The sequence below is a fragment of the Candidatus Pelagibacter sp. PS_41 genome (assembly GCF_059417725.1).
Window position 1 is genome coordinate 316,283 of record NZ_CM182062.1, and the last position, 16,189, is coordinate 332,471.

Below are 16,189 nucleotides of genomic sequence, written 5' to 3' on the forward strand. Positions count from 1 at the left end.
TGTATTTAAATTATGTCCATTAAAATTAATTATTCTTTTAAATCTGGAAACAAGGTACCTGCTAATCTAATCTATTTTGTTGATGAAGATTTTAGCCTGAAAAGATTAGAAAAGATTATTTCTAGCTCTGAATTCTCCTACATATCAGATTTATTAAAAAACAGTGATTTAAAAAAAAATTTTCTAGTTTTCAGGATTAATTCAAAAAAAACCATATATCTTGTGTCAATTAAAAAAAATTTAAAAACATCAGATATAGAAAGTTTAGGTGCTAAATTTCATAAGTATATTGATTACAAAAAAGATAAAGATTATTTTATAAACTTAGACACAATAAATAGCAGAATAGAAAACCTTGCAGCATATTTTTTGCATGGATTAAAGTTAAAATCATATGAATTCAACCTTTATAAATCTAAAAATAATGAAAAATTAATTTTTATTAATGTAATTGGAAGTAAGAATAAAATAACTGTTGAAAGCATAATAAGATTTAAAGCTTTAGAAGAAGGAATTTTTTTTGCAAGAGATCTTGTCTCAGAACCTGGAAATATTTTACATCCTGATGAGTATGCAAAAAGAATAAGAGGGCTTAAAAAAAATGGTTTAAAAATAAATATTTATGATGAAAAAAAATTAAAAAAATTAGGTATGAATGCATTACTTGGCGTAGGGCAAGGCAGCATTAGAGGATCGTATTTAGTAACAATGGAATGGAATGGTTTAAAAAATAGTTCTAAACCTGTAGCTTTTGTTGGTAAGGGAGTTTGTTTTGATACTGGAGGTATTTCTTTAAAACCTGCAAAATTTATGGAGGACATGACTTATGATATGGCTGGTTCAGCTACAGTAGTAGGTTTGATGAAAAATTTAGCTTTAAGAAAAGCAAAAGTTAATGCTGTTGGTGTTGTAGGGCTTGTTGAAAATATGCCAGGAGGAAACGCTCAAAGACCTGGTGATATTGTTAAATCTTATAGTGGAAAAACAATAGAAATACTAAATACTGATGCCGAGGGAAGATTAGTTTTAGCTGACGCTCTAAGTTTTACAGAAAAAAAATTCAAACCAAAATTTATGATTGATCTAGCAACTTTGACAGGCGCTATAATTGTTTCTTTAGGCTCTGAGTATGCGGGATTATTTTCAAATGATGATAAATTATCAAAACAGTTATTAGAAGTTAGTGAAAAAGTTGATGAAAAGTTATGGAGAATGCCTCTACATAAAAATTTTGATAAATTAATTGACTCAAAAAATGCTGATATGCAAAATATTAACTATGTTGGTGGCGCTGGATCAACGACAGCCGCACAATTTTTACAAAGATTTATTCTAAACAAAACACCATGGGCTCATCTAGATATAGCAGGTATGGCCTTTTCAAAATATGGTGGTGCTTTAAATTCAGGTGGAGCAACAGGTTATGGAGTAAGATTATTAAACCAACTAATAGAGGATCATTATGAGTAATTTAGAGCAAACATTATCAATAATTAAACCAGATGCTGTAGAAAGAAATTTAGAGGAAGAAATTAAGGAGATGTTTCAAGACAAAGGTTTCAAGATTGTAAAAGACAAAAAGATTCAAATAACAAAAAGTGAAGCAGAACAGTTTTATAAAGTTCATGAAACAAAGCCGTTTTATAGTGATTTATGCGCTTATCTTTCATCTGGACCAATAGTTGTTATGGTTCTTGAAAAAGAAAATGCGGTATTGGGTAATAGAGAATTAATGGGAGCAACCAACCCAAAAGATGCTGAAGAGGGAACTATTAGAAAGAAATATGGAATTTCAATTGATAAAAATTCTGTACATGGTTCAGACAGTGTTGAAAATGCAAAGATAGAAATTGATTTTTTTTTTAAAGACTAATTAAATATTTTTAAAATAGCTTTAGGGTAAATTTTGTGTTCTTGCTTAAGAATTTTTCTAGCAAGAGATGATTGAGTATCTTTCTTTGAAATTTTAATTTTTTTTTGCATAATAATTTTTCCAGAATCTAATTTCTCCGTAACAAAATGAACAGTACAGCCTGAAAATTTATCTTTATTTTGAATAGCTCTACTATGAGTGTTCAAACCTTTGTATCTTGGAAGTAGAGAAGGATGGATATTAATTATTTTACCATTAAATTGTTTAATAAATTTACTGGATAGAATTTTCATAAATCCTGCTAAACAAATAAATTTTATTTTATTTTTTTTTAATAAGATAAATAATTTTTTTTCAGTAGTTTTAATATTTTTAAAATTAAATATTTTTTTTTTGATTTGATATTGATTAGCAAATTTCAAACCTTTTGCTTTAATTGTATTTGAAATTATTAAATCTATAGAAATTGGACTTTTTTTGGTTTTTGAAAAATTAATTAAGTTTTTAAGATTACTACCAGTTCCTGAAATGAAAACTGCAGTTTTTATTCTATTAAGACCAATCAATTTTGCCACTAAGTTTAATTTTTTTTTTGCCCGAAGTTATTTTACCAATAACATAAGGTTCAAACTCTTTACTAAAAAACTTACTAATCTTTTTTAAGTTTTGTGGTTTTATAATTAAACAAAAACCAACACCACAATTAAATGTCTTTAACATCTCTTTATCATTAATATTATTTTGTTTTAGCCATTTAAAAATTTTTTTAGTTTTTATTTTATCCAAATCAATATCAGCAGAAAGACCGTCCGGTATCACTCTTTTAATGTTATCCTCAAGGCCACCGCCAGTAATATTGGCACATGAATTTAACAGTTTATTTTGAATCAAATTTAAAATCTCATTAACATAAATTTTAGTTGGTTTGATAAGTTCTTTTTTTAAAAATTTATTATTTTTAAAATTTATATTATTTTTTTTTAAGACATATCGTACTAATGAATATCCATTTGAATGAATACCATTTGATGGGACTGCTAAAATTAAATCATTCTTTTTAATATTTTTTTTATCCAAAATCTTATTGCCATCAACTATCCCTACTGCAAATCCAGCAATATCAAATTTACCTTTTGCATAAGTACCTGGCATTTCAGCGGTTTCCCCCCCAACAAGTTCACAATTTGAAATTTTACATCCTTTTACAATGCCCTTAAGGATTGATTTCAATTTCTTTAAATCTATTTTGTTAATAGAGATATAATCTAAAAATAATAAAGGTTTTGCTCCTTGAACGACTAAGTCATTTACGCTCATTGCAACTAAATCAATACCAATTGAATCAAATTTATTGAGTGTATTAGCTATTTCAACTTTCGTACCCACACCATCAGTGCAGGCTACAATTTTTGGTTTTTTTATATCTTTTGGAATGTTAGATATTGATCCAAAACCACCAATATTTTGAAACTTTTTTTTGCCTTTATTCTTTGTTGAAATTGAAGATATAAATTTAACAAAGTTATCTGCAGCATTTATGTTCACTCCACTTTTTTCATAGGTAAATTTTTCTTTTTTCATTAGTATAAAATATGCAAATTTTTAATAAATTTTTAAGATTTTCAAAACTATATATAATTTTTAGCTATATCGTTCTATTTTTAATAATTTTTTCCACAAGCTATTTGCATGCCAATGCATTTAAAGTATCAAATATTGAAATTTCTTCATCATTTGAGTTAAATTTCCAAAAAAATACTGTAATTGATGATGGTTTTAAAACATCTTTCATTAATCTTTTGTCAATGATCACAACCACTACCGATAAAAAAAAGATTAAAAATACCTCAATTATTAAAATTAAAGAAATGATAGATTCTTTTACAATTTCGAAGGAGAAATTTGTCGACAATGAATACATTGCTATTCTTGAAACAACTTTTAATAAAAAAAAAGTTTTAAAGTTTCTTGAAAATAAAAATATTTTTCCATCTGCACCTATAAAAAATAAAGTTTTATTGATACCTGTTTTATTCGACACTGAAAAAGAAAGAGTCTATCTTTATGATGATAACCCGTTTTATAATAAGTGGAATAAAGAAAAAAATAACTTTCAATTATTAGAATACTTTTTACCAAGTGAAGATTTAGATGATCTAAATAATATCCAAGAAGAAATTAACAATATTGAAGTATATGACTTTAATAGATTGGTAAAAAAATATGACATCAAAGATCATATAATATTAATAGTCTATAAAACAAAAAATGAAGTAAAAATTTTATCTAAAATAAAATTAGACAATTCAACTAAACTTGTAAATAAAACATATAGTGAAATTAATTTACAAAATGAAATCAATATTGAAAAATTAATCATAGATTTAAAAGACGACTATGAAAATCAATGGAAAAAAAATAATGAAATTAATACATCAATTAAACTTCCAATTACTATTTCTTTAGATTCAAAAGATTATAAAAGAATTTCTAAAATAAGAAATGTTCTAGCAAATATGGACCTTATATCAGAATTTTATACATTGAAATTTGATAATCAAAATTTTCAAATTAGAATAATTTATAATGGCTCTCCAAAACTATTCTTAAGCGATATGAAGAAACAAAATTTTGATTTGGTCATGACTGATAATGTATGGGTAGTTAAATGAAAAGTCTGAACCAATTATTACTAGATTTTAATTATGAGCAAAATTTTAAAGATGATGATTTTTATGTTGGAAAAAGTAACTATTACACTTTTGAGATTATAAATAAATGGCCAAAATGGGAAAAAAACATTTTAAATATAAGTGGTGAAAAGTTCTCTGGTAAAACTCATCTTGTTAATATTTTTTTAAAAAAATTTAATGGAATTAAGATTGAATCAAACTTATTAAATAATGGAGATCTTAAAACCATTAAACCCTTTCAATGTATCGTATTAGAGAATTTGACCTTAGAAATTGATGAAAACCTTATTTACACACTTTTTAATATAATTGATCAGGATAATAAATTTTTAATTGTTACATCAAATAAACCGATTGTAGAAATTGATTTTAAGTTACAAGATCTAAGATCTAGAACAAAAAATTGTCTTTTAGCAAAAATCGAAAATCCAGATGATGAGTTAATGTTTGCTATAATACTGAAAAATTTATCAGATAGACAAATTACATTAGATAAAAAGTTGATTGATTATATTATTAAAAGAATAGACAGATCGTATAGCAAAATATTTGAATTCATATATAAAATTGATGAAATTAGTTTAAAAAAAAAAAATCAATCGATTTTAAAATTATTAATGAGGCTTTAGAAAATTAAGTGAATAAGTATAGAACACATAATTGTAACGAATTATCAATATCTAACAATGGAGAAGAGATTATATTATCTGGATGGATCAACAAAAAAAGAGATCATGGTAATTTGTTATTTATTGATTTGCGCGATAATTATGGAATTACACAATGTATTATAGATAAAAGTAATGAAAGTTTTAAATCTCTTGAAAAAATACAGTTGGAAAGTGTAATAAAAGTTAATGGCAAAGTAATAAAAAGGAGTAATGAAACTATTAATTCAGATTTGCAGACTGGTGAGATTGAAGTCAATATATACTCTTTTGAAGTATTGGGCTCATGCAAAGAACTACCAATGCCTGTTTTTAGCGATCAAGAATATGCTGAAGAAATAAGACTTAAATATAGATTTTTAGATCTTAGAAGAAAAAAAATTCATGATAATATTATTTTAAGATCAAAAGTTATTTCTTTTATAAGAAACGAAATGTTTAAATTGGGTTTCTTAGAGTTTCAAACTCCAATTTTAACTTCTTCGAGTCCTGAGGGAGCTAGAGACTTTTTGGTTCCAAGTAGATTAAATCCTGGAAAATTTTATGCCTTACCTCAAGCACCTCAACAATTTAAACAATTAATAATGGTGTCTGGATTTGATAAATACTTTCAAATTGCACCTTGCTTTAGAGATGAGGATGCTAGAGCAGACAGAAGTCCAGGAGAATTTTATCAGCTTGACCTTGAAATGTCTTTTGTAGAACAGGAAGATGTCTTTAGAGTAGTTGAACAATTAATGCTAAATGTTTTTAAAGAATTTTCATCCAAGAAATTAATGCACGAAAGCTTTCCAAGAATTTCTTATGAAGAATCTATGCTTAAATATGGTTCTGATAAACCTGATTTAAGAAATCCATTAGTAATATCAGATTTAACAGAAATATTTTCAAGAAAGGATGTAACTTTTGAAATATTTAAAAAACTTGTAAAATCTGGATCAAAAGTAAGATGTATTGTCACAAAAAATACAAAGGATAAACCTAGAAGTTTTTTTGATAACATTGACAAATGGGCTAAAGAGCAGGGAGCATCTGGGTTAGCTTATTTTACAATTGAAAAAGGTGACAATGTTTCTGCTAAAGGACCTGTGGGTAAATTTTTCTCAGAAGAATCACTTAAAGAAATAATGAAAATAACTGGTGCTGACATAGGAGACAGTGTATTTTTTGCTTGTGGTAAAATTAATGAAGTTGAAAAGATTACTGCTCTTGCAAGAGATAGGATTGCAAGGGACTTAGACTTAATAGATGAGAATATTTTTGCTTTCTGTTGGATTGTTGATTACCCCATGTTTGAAAAAAATGAGATAACTAATAAAATTGAGTTTAGCCACAATCCATTTTCAATGCCTCAAGGAGATATTAAAGATATAGATTTTGATAATCCGTTAAAGATAAAAGCTTATCAGTATGATATTGTTTGTAATGGAATAGAACTATCTTCTGGTGCAATAAGAAACCATGTGCCTGAATTAATGTATAAACTATTTTCAATTGCAGGATATCAAAAAAAGCATGTTGATGAAAAATTTAGTGGAATGATTAATGCTCTAAGTTATGGCGCTCCTCCACACGGTGGAATTGCACCTGGTATTGATAGAATTGTAATGCTTTTAGCTAATGAAAAAAATATTAGAGAAGTTACAATGTTTCCAATGAACCAGAATGCTCAAGATCTAATGATGAATGCGCCTTCTGATGTTAGTGAAAATCAACTTAAAGAACTTGGTTTAGCAATAAAGTTGAAAAAGTAATTTACTTTTTACCCTTTAAACTGATCTTAACATCAGATAAATCAACCAAATTTTTCTTATAATTGTTTCTTACAAATCCTTTGCTGGTAATGTCTTTAACAATTTTAAGTAATTGATTTTGATCTTCAGTATTTTCTTCCTCAGGTGATGATCGGTCAGATCCTCCAATTGCAGGAGTATGAGCTAGATCCTCTCTATTTTGATAAGAGATAGCGAGCTCCCTAAATATATAATCAAGTATAGACGAAGCACTCATAATTCTATCATTTCCATAAACTTTTCCTGATGGTTCAAACTTTGTATCAACATAAGCACTAATAAATTCATCTAAAGGAACGCCGTATTGTAAGCCTAGTGAAATAGCAATTGCAAAATTATTCATTAAAGCTTTTACCAGCTCTCCTTCTTTACTCGTATCAATAAAAATTTCTCCAATTTTACCATCTTCATATTCTCCAGTGTGAAGATAAACTTTATGATCTCCAATAGTTGCTTTTTGAATATAGCCTTTTCTTCTATCAGGCATACTGAAACGTTTACTTACACCTTCATTAATTTTTTTGACAAAAGTAGTATTATTTTCTTTTGATATTGTTTTTGGCTGACTTTGTTCTGAAATAATATCTAATTTTTTTGTTTCAGTTACTTTATTGTTCGAGTCTAAACTCTTTGTTTTTCTAGTATCAAGCTTTACATCTAAAACTTCGAATTTTCCATCGTCTCTTTTTTCTAGATTAGCCAATTCTTTTTCATTGATGTCATCTAAGTAATGATTAACTTTAAAGCTACATGTATAATATGTTTCAACTAAATATTTTGCCATTTTTCCTTTAATTAATTTTTATTTTGAATCTTAAGATAATTAATTTATATACAAATCCTTACTTTAGTCTAATTTAAATTATACAATTTTAGATTGAAGAAAGAATTAAATTATATGTTGATACTTTTAAAAAAAATTTTTGTTTGGTGGAATCAGGAAACACTTGGAACAAAACTAAAGACTTTATTTTTTGGAAAACTTGTTGGGACTGATTCGACAGGAAACAAATATTACGAAAGTAAAGATGGTAAAAGATGGGTTATTTATAGTGATGAAATTGATGCATCAAAAATACCTAACGAATGGTACTCGTGGATTCATTTTACAAAAAATAAAATAGAAAATAATCATGATTTAAAAAAATATGATTGGCAAAAGCCTCATCAATCTAATCAAACCGGCACATCTAACGCTTATCACCCAAATAAAAATAATGAAGATATTAAAAAAAAGTATACTACCTGGAAAAGTTAGTTTTATATCTTTTTCATTGCTAATATTTTTTATAATTTTGTCATCTTCATTGTCTGCTTTAGAAAGTATTCCAAATAGTTTTATTGAGTTAAAAATTTTAGATAAAGTAAGTTCTAAAACCAACTCTTTAAAATTAAATATTGGTGAAGAAGTTAAATTTCAAAATCTTTTAATAAAAAGCCTTAAATGTAAAAATTCAGAGTTTGATGATAATCCAGAAATTACTGCATACATTCAAGTTCAAGATTTAACTAACCGAGATAATAATGAAGTCTTTGTATTTAATGGTTGGACGTTCTCTTCTAGTCCTGCAATCAATCCATTCGATCACCCTGTATATGATATTTGGTTAACAAAATGTTATTAAAATACTTTTTCGTTATCTAACCAACTAACATTAAAATCAGACTCTATAAATTTTTTATGATTAAGAAGAATTTTATGAAGAGGTATTGTTGTTGTGATGCCTTCAATAACAAATTCATCAAGAGATCTATTCATACGTTGAATAGCTTCAGTTCTATTTCTTCCATGAGTAATCACTTTACATACCATACTGTCATAATAAGGAGTAACTTTGTAACCTTGGAATATAGCACCATCCACTCTAGTTCTAAAACCTGAAGGCTGGTGGCACATACCAATTGTACCAGGAGAGGGCTGAAAATTTTTACTAGCATCCTCAGCGTTTATTCTGCATTCTATAGCATGGCCCCTAGGGTTTATATCACTTTGTTTTAAAGCAGTATCTCCAGTGAAAGCAATCCAAATTTGTTCTTTAATAATATCAATACCAGTTACCATTTCAGTAACTGGGTGTTCAACTTGAACACGTGTATTCATTTCAAGAAAATAAAATTTTCCATCTTCATAAATAAATTCTACAGTTCCAGCACCTTCATAACCAATTTTACTTACCATATTGACTGTTCTTTCAAAAAGATCTTTTCTTATTTGATCAGTTAAAACAGGGCTTGGAGTTTCTTCGATTAATTTTTGATGTCTTCTTTGTACAGAACAATCTCTTTCATGCAAATGAACTGTTCTATTTTTACCAGATAAAACTTGAACTTCTATATGTCTTGGATTTTGAAAAAATTTTTCTATATATACTTCATCATTGCCAAAGTATTTTTGTGCTTCAGACTTGGCTGTTGAAAAAGAATTTTCAAATTCTTCTTCTTTATGAACTATCTTCATTCCTTTACCACCACCGCCACCAGAAGCTTTAATTAAAACAGGGAAGCCAATTTTTTTACATAGTTCTTTTGCTTGTTTAATATCTTTTACACCACCTTCGGATCCTTCAATAACAGGCAAACCATGTTCTTTTGCAATTCTTTTTGCTTGAATTTTATCACCCATCATTTCTATAAGTTTGGATGACGCACCAATAAACTTAATATTATTCTCTTCTAGTACTCTGGCAAAGTTAGCGTTTTCAGATAAAAAACCGTAGCCTGGGTGAACAGCTTCAGCTTTTGTAAGTTCAATAGCTGACATTAATGCTGGAATATTTAAATAACTATTTGCAGGTTGATGTGAGCCTATACAAACACTTTCGTCTGCTAATCTTACATGCATACTATCTCTGTCAACGTCAGAGTGCACTGCAACTGTAGCAATTCCCCATTCTTTGCAGGCTCTTATAACTCTAACTGCAATTTCACCTCTATTTGCAATTAAAATTTTTTTAAACATTACTCTACGATGATAATCGTTTGACCATACTCAACAGGCTGGCCATCTTCTACACAAATCTCTTTTACTATTCCTTCAGTTGTAGATGGTATGTGGTTCATAGTTTTCATTGCTTCAACAATCATTACCGTTTCACCTTTTTTAATTTTTTTTCCCACTTCAATGAATTTTTTAGCTCCTGGTTCTGGAGCATGGTAGGCGGTTCCAATAATTGGAGATTTTACTTCAGTTCCAGTAATAGCAGGTTTGGCTGTTTCTTTATTTAATGAAGGAGTGAGCTGAGTTGCAACACTCGAATTTGCAGAAACAGTATTGGTTGATTTTGATACTTTTATTTTTGTATCTTTTTCTGTGTACTCAATTTCAGTTAAATTAAACTCATTAAGATAATCAGTTAATTCTTTAATAATATTTTTATCTATTTTCATTTTTCTAACATGTTTTGCATGGAGATTATGGCTAAAATATATCCAAAATCTCCAAGACCAAAAATACCACCAGTAGCAATATCGCTAATTAGAGATTTTTGTCTAAATTCTTCTCTTTTGTATATATTTGAAATATGAAGTTCAATGATTGGTTTTTTAAAGATATCTAAAGCATCTCTTATAGCAACAGAAGTATGTGTAAAACCGGCAGCGTTAACGATTATACCGTCATGTTCATTTTTTGATTTTTGTATACGAGTAACAATTTCACCTTCAATATTTGATTGATAAAATTCTAAATTAACATTTAATTCTTTAGCTTTAGCTTGGCAGTTTTCTTTTAGTTGTTCAAAAGTTATAGCACCATATTGTGATTGTTCTCTTTTACCCAATAGATTAAGATTAGGGCCATTAATAATTATAATATTATTACTCATCAGAGACTTATATAGTATGAAGAAAATAAAAAAAATAAAAATTAAAGTTAATGGTAAATTTTCATTAATAAATGAAAATTTAAGTCTTTTTACCTTATTGAATAAGCTTAAAATTCCTTTAAAAAAAGTTGCAATTGAATTAAATCACGAAATAGTAGATAAAAAAAAATTAAATAATATCAAATTAAAAAAAGACGACAAAATAGAGATAGTTCACTTTATTGGAGGGGGTTAAAATTGATAAACGATAAATTTATTATTGCTAAAAAAAAATTTAATTCCAGATTAATTGTTGGTACTGGAAAGTATAAAACAATGTCAGAATGTGCAAAAGCAATTAAATTATCTGGCGCAGATATTGTTACTGTTGCGGTAAGAAGAGTAAATATTTCTGATAAGAAAAAACCATTATTGATGGATTATATTGACCCAAAAAAAATTACCTATTTACCCAACACAGCTGGCTGTTTCACTTCAGATGAAGCTCTTAGAACCTTAAGATTAGCAAGAGAAATTGGAGGATGGAAATTGGTTAAGTTAGAGGTTCTAGGTGATAAAAAAAATTTATTCCCTGATATGATAGAAACTTTAAAATCAACTGAAGTTCTAACCAATGAAGGTTTTAAGGTTATGGTTTACTGTAATGATGATCCGTTGATGGCTAAAAGATTAGAGAATGTGGGAGCGAGCGCAATAATGCCACTGGCAGCTCCTATCGGCTCAGGCCTTGGTATTTTGAATCCAACAAATATAAAGATAATAAGAAGTCAGACAAAACTTCCAGTAATAGTTGACGCAGGATTAGGACAGGCTTCAGATGCAACTATTGCTATGGAGTTGGGTTGTGACGGTGTTTTGGCTAACACTGCTATTGCAAAAGCCAAAAAACCTTTTTTAATGTCTTTAGCTTTTAAAGATGCAGTTATAGCAGGGAGACAATCATACTTAGCTGGTAGAATAGAAAAAACTATTTATGGCAGTGCTTCTTCGCCAACTACAGGAATTATTTAAGCAGCTGGATTTTTGTAAAATTTCTTTTTAAAAAAAGGCTTTTTCTTTAACGGTTTTTTATTATTAGAAATTTCATAAGTTTTAGCTTCTTTTTTTTGATCCTCAAGATTTTTTAATTTTTCAAAGTGCTCTACAATCTCAATAGTTTTTTTACTCTTATTTTGTAAATTAATTATATATTCAGGAATTATTAAAGTGTTATCTGCAATAATATCTATCTTTATAAGGTTTTTTTCTTCAAAAAATTTTAAATCTTCTATGAAATTTTCTTTCATAAAATCAGAAATTTTTTGACAAATCTTTAATTCAACAAACTTAGCTTTAGTTAAAACAGCTTTTACTTCTACCATTTTAAGTATTTTAAGTGAAAATGACTCATCAGTTAGTGCTACTTTCCATTTTACAGCACTTTCCCTCAATCTCTGCCTTGACATCTCTAGTAGACCAAATGTGCTAATTCTACCTATTTGTATTCTTGCTCTATCAGTTCTACATTTTTCTTTTAGTCTTCTCTCGACCAGTCTTCTATTACCAAAGCTTAACATATCAATAAAATCTATAATTATTAAGCCAGATAAATCTCTAATCTTTATTTGTCTTGATATTTCATCAGCTGCTTCTAAATTTGTATCTAAAGCTGTGCTTTCAACATTTTTTTGTTTTATCGAACTTCCAGAGTTTATATCAATAGAAACTAAAGCTTCTGTTGGATTGATAACCAAATAACCGCCAGATTTTAGTTTTACTTCTGTGTCATAAATTTGATTTAACTTTCCTTCAATATTTTCTTTAAAAAAAAGAGGGGTTTTTTCTCGATATTTTTTTATTTTTTTTACATGTGAGGGCATCATTAATTTCATAAACCCTTGTGCTTTTTTATATGCTTCATTTCCCTCTACAACAATACTGTTAGTATCTTCGTCATATATATCTCTTAAAGTTCTTTTTATAATATCACTTTCTTGATGAATTAAAGAAGGTGCAATTGAATTTAGAGCTGTTTCTTTTATTTCATTCCATGTTTTAATTAATGTTTGCAGATCATGATCTATATCATTTTTAGTTTTATTAGATCCTGCTGTTCTAACTATAAGACCCATTTCTTTTGGTATAACTATCTCATTTAAAATTGTTCTGATTTTTTTTCTTTCTCCTGGATTAAATATTTTACGAGATATCCCACCTCCTTTTGGAGTATTAGGCATTAACACAATATATTTACCAGCAATTGAAATAAAAGTGCTTAAGGCAGCACCTTTTTGTCCTCTTTCATCTTTTAAGACTTGAACCAAAATTACTTGATTTGGTTTGATAACTTCTTGGATTTTATATCTCTTAGCTCTAAATCTTGATTGTGGTTTTTTAATATTTTCGATTTCAGGTATTTCTTTAACACCTCCATCTGTGGCAACTTCTTCTGATACAACTAATTCTTCAGATGTATTTAATTCTAAATCCAGCACAGGTTGTGCCTCAACTGGATCGTTTATATCTAAATTACCTTCATTAATATTTTTTTGCTCTTCTTTTTCACTTTCCTTTAAAAGCTCTTCTCTTTCTCTTTCTTCCTCTTCTTTGATCTTAATTAAATCACTCTGAGGAATTTGATAATAATCAGATTGAATATCGTTGAATGATAAAAATCCATGTCTTTCTCTTCCAAAATCTATAAATGCAGCCTGCAGAGAGGGCTCAACTCTGCTAACTTTACCAAGATAGATATTATTTTTAATTAGATTATTTTTTAAACCTTCGTATTCGTAGTCTTCGATATTATCACCAGATTTAAGAACAACTCTAGTTTCGTTTGGATGCGAAGCATCAATGTATAAATTTTTTTCCATATATTTTTGATTAATTGTTTCATTATATTTAAATAGTTTTAAATTTTGTTTTAATTTTGATGCCTTATCTTTAACAAATTCATATATATATTAAAGTTAATGCATCGAATAATTAAGAATATTTTTATACTAATTTTAAGCTTTGGTCTATTGTCTGCATTATCAATAATAGCAGTTTTATGGGCTTTTTCTAATAATTTGCCTGATTATAAATTTCTAAAGGGCTATAAACCTGCAGTTTCAAGCAAAGTTTATTCAGGAGATGGTGAGTTAGTAAATGATTTCTCTTCAGAAAAAAGAATTTTTGTTCCCTATAAAGCAATATCTAAAAAAGTTATAAATTCTTTTCTATCAGCTGAAGATAAAAATTTTTTTTATCATCCCGGCGTAGATGCAAAAGGAGTACTTAGAGCTGTAGTCAATAACATATCCAATATTATTGCATCAAGAAGACTAGAAGGAGCATCAACTATAACGCAACAAGTAGCTAAAAATTTTTTATTAACAAATGAAGTTAGTTTAAATAGAAAAATAAAAGAAGCAATTCTTGCATTTAGAATTGAAAGGGCACTTTCAAAAGAAAGAATATTAGAACTTTATTTGAATCAAATTTATCTTGGAGAAGGAACTTATGGTGTAGCATCTGCAAGCCTTGAGTATTTTGATAAGCCAATTAGTGAATTAAGCTATGAAGAAGCAGCTATGTTAGCGGCATTACCTAAAGCTCCTAGCAGATATAATCCATATAAAAATATTAAATTAGCAAAGTTTAGAAGAGACTTAGTGTTAAAAAATCTTTTAGAAAATGGCTACATAAATGAAAGTGATTACAAAGAATTCACTAATAATAAAATCAGTTTAAAAAAAAGAAAAAAAACTTTTATAGAAGATACCAGTTATTACGTAGAAGATATTAGAAAAGATGTTGTTGAAAAATTAGGTTTTGATAAAGTCTATAAACAAGGATTGAATATAAGCACTCCAATTAATTTAGATTTACAAAAAATTGCAATAAAATCTTTAAGAGAAGGACTAATAAGTTACGATAAAAGAAGAGGGTGGAGAGGTCCAATAATTAATAGTAAAAAATTAGATAATTGGAACAAAGATATTAATTTAGATAAATTTAGATTAGAAAAATCAATTAATTGGGAGATTGCTATAGTAATAAAGATTGATAAGTTTTTTGTAGATGTTGAAACAGAAAATAAAAAAAATGGCACCATAAAATATGAAAATATTTCTTGGGTAAAAAAAGAGTTTGATCAAATACTAAAGGTTGGTGATATAATTTATGTTGAAAAATTAAAAGGTAATACTTTTGCATTAAGACAGCTTCCTGAAGTTAATGGGGGAATAGTTGTTATGGATCCATTTACTGGAAGAGTGTTAGCACTAAGTGGTGGTTTTAGTTTTAAAAAAAGTGAGTTTAATAGAGCAACTCAAGCATTAAGACAGCCTGGGTCAGCATTTAAACCATTCATATATGCGTTGGCACTTGAGAATGGATATACGCCATCAACTTTAATATTAGATGCTCCTCTCGTTTTAGAGCAGGGATCAGATCTTAAGATGTGGAAACCTGAAAATTATGGAAAAAAATTCTATGGTCCTTCAACTTTACGAATGGGATTAGAAAAATCTAGAAATTTGATGACTGTAAGAATAGCTCAAGATCTAGGTCTTAAGAAGATAGTTAATTTTTCAAAACAACTAAGAATTTACGAAGATCCAAGTGAACTATTATCAATCTCACTTGGTTCAGCTGAAACAACACTATTAAAATTAACATCAGCTTACTCATCTTTTGTTAACGGAGGAAAGCTTATAATGCCCATAATGATTGACAGAATTCAAGATAGTGAAGGAAACACGATATTCAATAATGAAAAACGAAAGTGTATTAATTGTGATCAGATTTCTTATTTAAGTGAAAATTATCCAAATATTAGAGACGAATTTTTACAAATTTTTTCTTCTGAAACTGCTTATCAAATGACATCAATATTGGAGGGTACTGTTCAAAATGGTACAGGAAAAAATTTAAAAGATTTGAACTTAGATATTGGTGGAAAAACTGGCACCACAAATAGCAATACCGATACATGGTTCATAGGCTTTACATCAAAACTTGTCATTGGTGCATATGTTGGGTTTGATAATCCCAAATCGTTAGGAAAATATGAAACAGGGGCAAAAACAGCATTACCAATTTTTAAAAATTTTGTAAAAAATGCAGTTAAAAAAGAAGAAGCTAGACCATTCAAAGTTGCAGATAATATTATCATGAAAGTAATAGATCCAATTACTGGAAAAAAACCAAGCTCATCAACTAAATCAACCATAATTGAGGCATATAAAAATTTACCTAGTGATAATTTAGCAAATCAAGATATTAACAATAGATTAAAAAATAATAATATATTAAGGTTTTATTAATGGATAACGAATACATAAATTACAAATTAGAAATAGAAAAAATT

Annotated in this window: 18 protein-coding genes; 10 read left to right on the top strand and 8 right to left on the bottom strand. The window is 27.9% G+C overall.

Annotated features, from left to right (window positions below; all coding sequences use genetic code 11):
* Nucleotides 1-12: 12 nt before the first annotated feature.
* The gene (locus AC5SL8_RS01660; protein ID WP_494580347.1) at nucleotides 13-1,470 is read left to right on the top strand and encodes a leucyl aminopeptidase; all 1,458 of its coding nucleotides are present in this window, start codon (nucleotides 13-15) and stop codon (nucleotides 1,468-1,470) included.
* Complete coding sequence (ndk, locus tag AC5SL8_RS01665; RefSeq protein WP_494580349.1) at nucleotides 1,463-1,873, top strand: nucleoside-diphosphate kinase; 411 nt, start codon at nucleotides 1,463-1,465, stop codon at nucleotides 1,871-1,873. Before AC5SL8_RS01660 ends, ndk begins: the two co-directional genes overlap by 8 nt.
* On the opposite strand, the gene purN is transcribed toward ndk, so the two are convergent.
* The 3 genes from purN to AC5SL8_RS01680 all read right to left on the bottom strand — a co-directional run bounded on the left by purN (nucleotide 1,870) and on the right by AC5SL8_RS01680 (nucleotide 3,686).
* A complete protein-coding gene (purN, locus tag AC5SL8_RS01670; RefSeq protein WP_494580351.1) occupies nucleotides 1,870-2,448 on the bottom strand; it encodes a phosphoribosylglycinamide formyltransferase in 579 nt (192 codons plus the stop codon). The genes ndk and purN overlap by 4 nt on opposite strands.
* Nucleotides 2,426-3,454, bottom strand: a complete 1,029-nt coding sequence (purM, locus tag AC5SL8_RS01675) for a phosphoribosylformylglycinamidine cyclo-ligase (protein WP_494580353.1) — start codon at nucleotides 3,452-3,454, stop codon at nucleotides 2,426-2,428. Before purM ends, purN begins: the two co-directional genes overlap by 23 nt.
* A 100-nt stretch (nucleotides 3,455-3,554) precedes the next feature.
* A complete protein-coding gene (locus AC5SL8_RS01680) occupies nucleotides 3,555-3,686 on the bottom strand; it encodes a hypothetical protein (RefSeq protein WP_494580355.1) in 132 nt (43 codons plus the stop codon).
* Between AC5SL8_RS01680 and AC5SL8_RS01685 the strand changes: the two genes are divergently transcribed.
* The 3 genes from AC5SL8_RS01685 to aspS are packed head-to-tail and all read left to right on the top strand — an operon-like array spanning nucleotide 3,679 to nucleotide 6,988.
* Nucleotides 3,679-4,545 carry a hypothetical protein gene (locus AC5SL8_RS01685; protein WP_494580357.1) on the top strand — a complete coding sequence of 289 codons (867 nt, stop codon included), beginning with the start codon at nucleotides 3,679-3,681 and terminating at the stop codon, nucleotides 4,543-4,545. The genes AC5SL8_RS01680 and AC5SL8_RS01685 overlap by 8 nt on opposite strands.
* Nucleotides 4,542-5,195 (top strand): P-loop NTPase family protein, encoded by a 654-nt coding sequence (locus tag AC5SL8_RS01690; RefSeq protein WP_494580359.1) that lies wholly within the window; start codon nucleotides 4,542-4,544, stop codon nucleotides 5,193-5,195. The genes AC5SL8_RS01685 and AC5SL8_RS01690 overlap by 4 nt, the downstream gene beginning before the upstream one ends.
* 8 nt (nucleotides 5,196-5,203) lie before the next feature.
* Entirely contained in the window at nucleotides 5,204-6,988 is a 1,785-nt protein-coding gene (aspS, locus tag AC5SL8_RS01695; RefSeq protein WP_494580361.1) for an aspartate--tRNA ligase, read from the top strand.
* Between the two features lies 1 nt (nucleotide 6,989).
* Here the strand turns inward: aspS and AC5SL8_RS01700 are convergent, their stop codons facing one another.
* On the bottom strand, nucleotides 6,990-7,811 hold the full coding sequence (locus tag AC5SL8_RS01700; RefSeq protein WP_494572735.1) for a TSCPD domain-containing protein: 822 nt from the start codon (nucleotides 7,809-7,811) through the stop codon (nucleotides 6,990-6,992).
* 114 nt (nucleotides 7,812-7,925) lie between these two features.
* Between AC5SL8_RS01700 and AC5SL8_RS01705 the strand changes: the two genes are divergently transcribed.
* Both AC5SL8_RS01705 and AC5SL8_RS01710 read left to right on the top strand, forming a co-directional pair.
* Nucleotides 7,926-8,285, top strand: a complete 360-nt coding sequence (locus tag AC5SL8_RS01705) for an NADH-ubiquinone oxidoreductase subunit NDUFA12 family protein (RefSeq protein WP_494580788.1) — start codon at nucleotides 7,926-7,928, stop codon at nucleotides 8,283-8,285.
* On the top strand, nucleotides 8,245-8,652 hold the full coding sequence (locus AC5SL8_RS01710; protein ID WP_494572733.1) for a DUF2155 domain-containing protein: 408 nt from the start codon (nucleotides 8,245-8,247) through the stop codon (nucleotides 8,650-8,652). The genes AC5SL8_RS01705 and AC5SL8_RS01710 overlap by 41 nt, the downstream gene beginning before the upstream one ends.
* Here the strand turns inward: AC5SL8_RS01710 and accC are convergent.
* Genes accC through aroQ form a run of 3 tightly spaced genes read right to left on the bottom strand, consistent with a single transcriptional unit; the run spans nucleotide 8,649 to nucleotide 10,851 of the window.
* Nucleotides 8,649-9,986, bottom strand: a complete 1,338-nt coding sequence (accC, locus tag AC5SL8_RS01715; RefSeq protein WP_494572732.1) for an acetyl-CoA carboxylase biotin carboxylase subunit — start codon at nucleotides 9,984-9,986, stop codon at nucleotides 8,649-8,651. The genes AC5SL8_RS01710 and accC overlap by 4 nt on opposite strands.
* Nucleotides 9,986-10,414 (bottom strand): acetyl-CoA carboxylase biotin carboxyl carrier protein, encoded by a 429-nt coding sequence (locus tag AC5SL8_RS01720; RefSeq protein ID WP_494580362.1) that lies wholly within the window; start codon nucleotides 10,412-10,414, stop codon nucleotides 9,986-9,988. Before AC5SL8_RS01720 ends, accC begins: the two co-directional genes overlap by 1 nt.
* Entirely contained in the window at nucleotides 10,411-10,851 is a 441-nt protein-coding gene (gene aroQ, locus AC5SL8_RS01725) for a type II 3-dehydroquinate dehydratase (protein WP_494580364.1), read from the bottom strand. The genes AC5SL8_RS01720 and aroQ overlap by 4 nt, the downstream gene beginning before the upstream one ends.
* Before the next feature lie 16 nt (nucleotides 10,852-10,867).
* Between aroQ and thiS the strand changes: the two genes are divergently transcribed.
* Together thiS and AC5SL8_RS01735 are read left to right on the top strand one after the other, a co-directional pair.
* On the top strand, nucleotides 10,868-11,086 hold the full coding sequence (thiS, locus tag AC5SL8_RS01730) for a sulfur carrier protein ThiS (RefSeq protein ID WP_494580365.1): 219 nt from the start codon (nucleotides 10,868-10,870) through the stop codon (nucleotides 11,084-11,086).
* Nucleotides 11,087-11,088: 2 nt separating this feature from the next.
* Nucleotides 11,089-11,862 carry a thiazole synthase gene (locus tag AC5SL8_RS01735; RefSeq protein ID WP_494580367.1) on the top strand — a complete coding sequence of 258 codons (774 nt, stop codon included), beginning with the start codon at nucleotides 11,089-11,091 and terminating at the stop codon, nucleotides 11,860-11,862.
* Here AC5SL8_RS01735 and AC5SL8_RS01740 read toward each other — a convergent pair.
* Complete coding sequence (locus AC5SL8_RS01740; protein WP_494580369.1) at nucleotides 11,859-13,706, bottom strand: Rne/Rng family ribonuclease; 1,848 nt, start codon at nucleotides 13,704-13,706, stop codon at nucleotides 11,859-11,861. The genes AC5SL8_RS01735 and AC5SL8_RS01740 overlap by 4 nt on opposite strands.
* Before the next feature lie 99 nt (nucleotides 13,707-13,805).
* Here AC5SL8_RS01740 and AC5SL8_RS01745 point away from each other — a divergent pair, with 99 nt between their 5' ends.
* On the top strand, nucleotides 13,806-16,145 hold the full coding sequence (locus AC5SL8_RS01745; RefSeq protein ID WP_494580371.1) for a penicillin-binding protein 1A: 2,340 nt from the start codon (nucleotides 13,806-13,808) through the stop codon (nucleotides 16,143-16,145).
* Nucleotides 16,146-16,189: the final 44 nt, after the last annotated feature.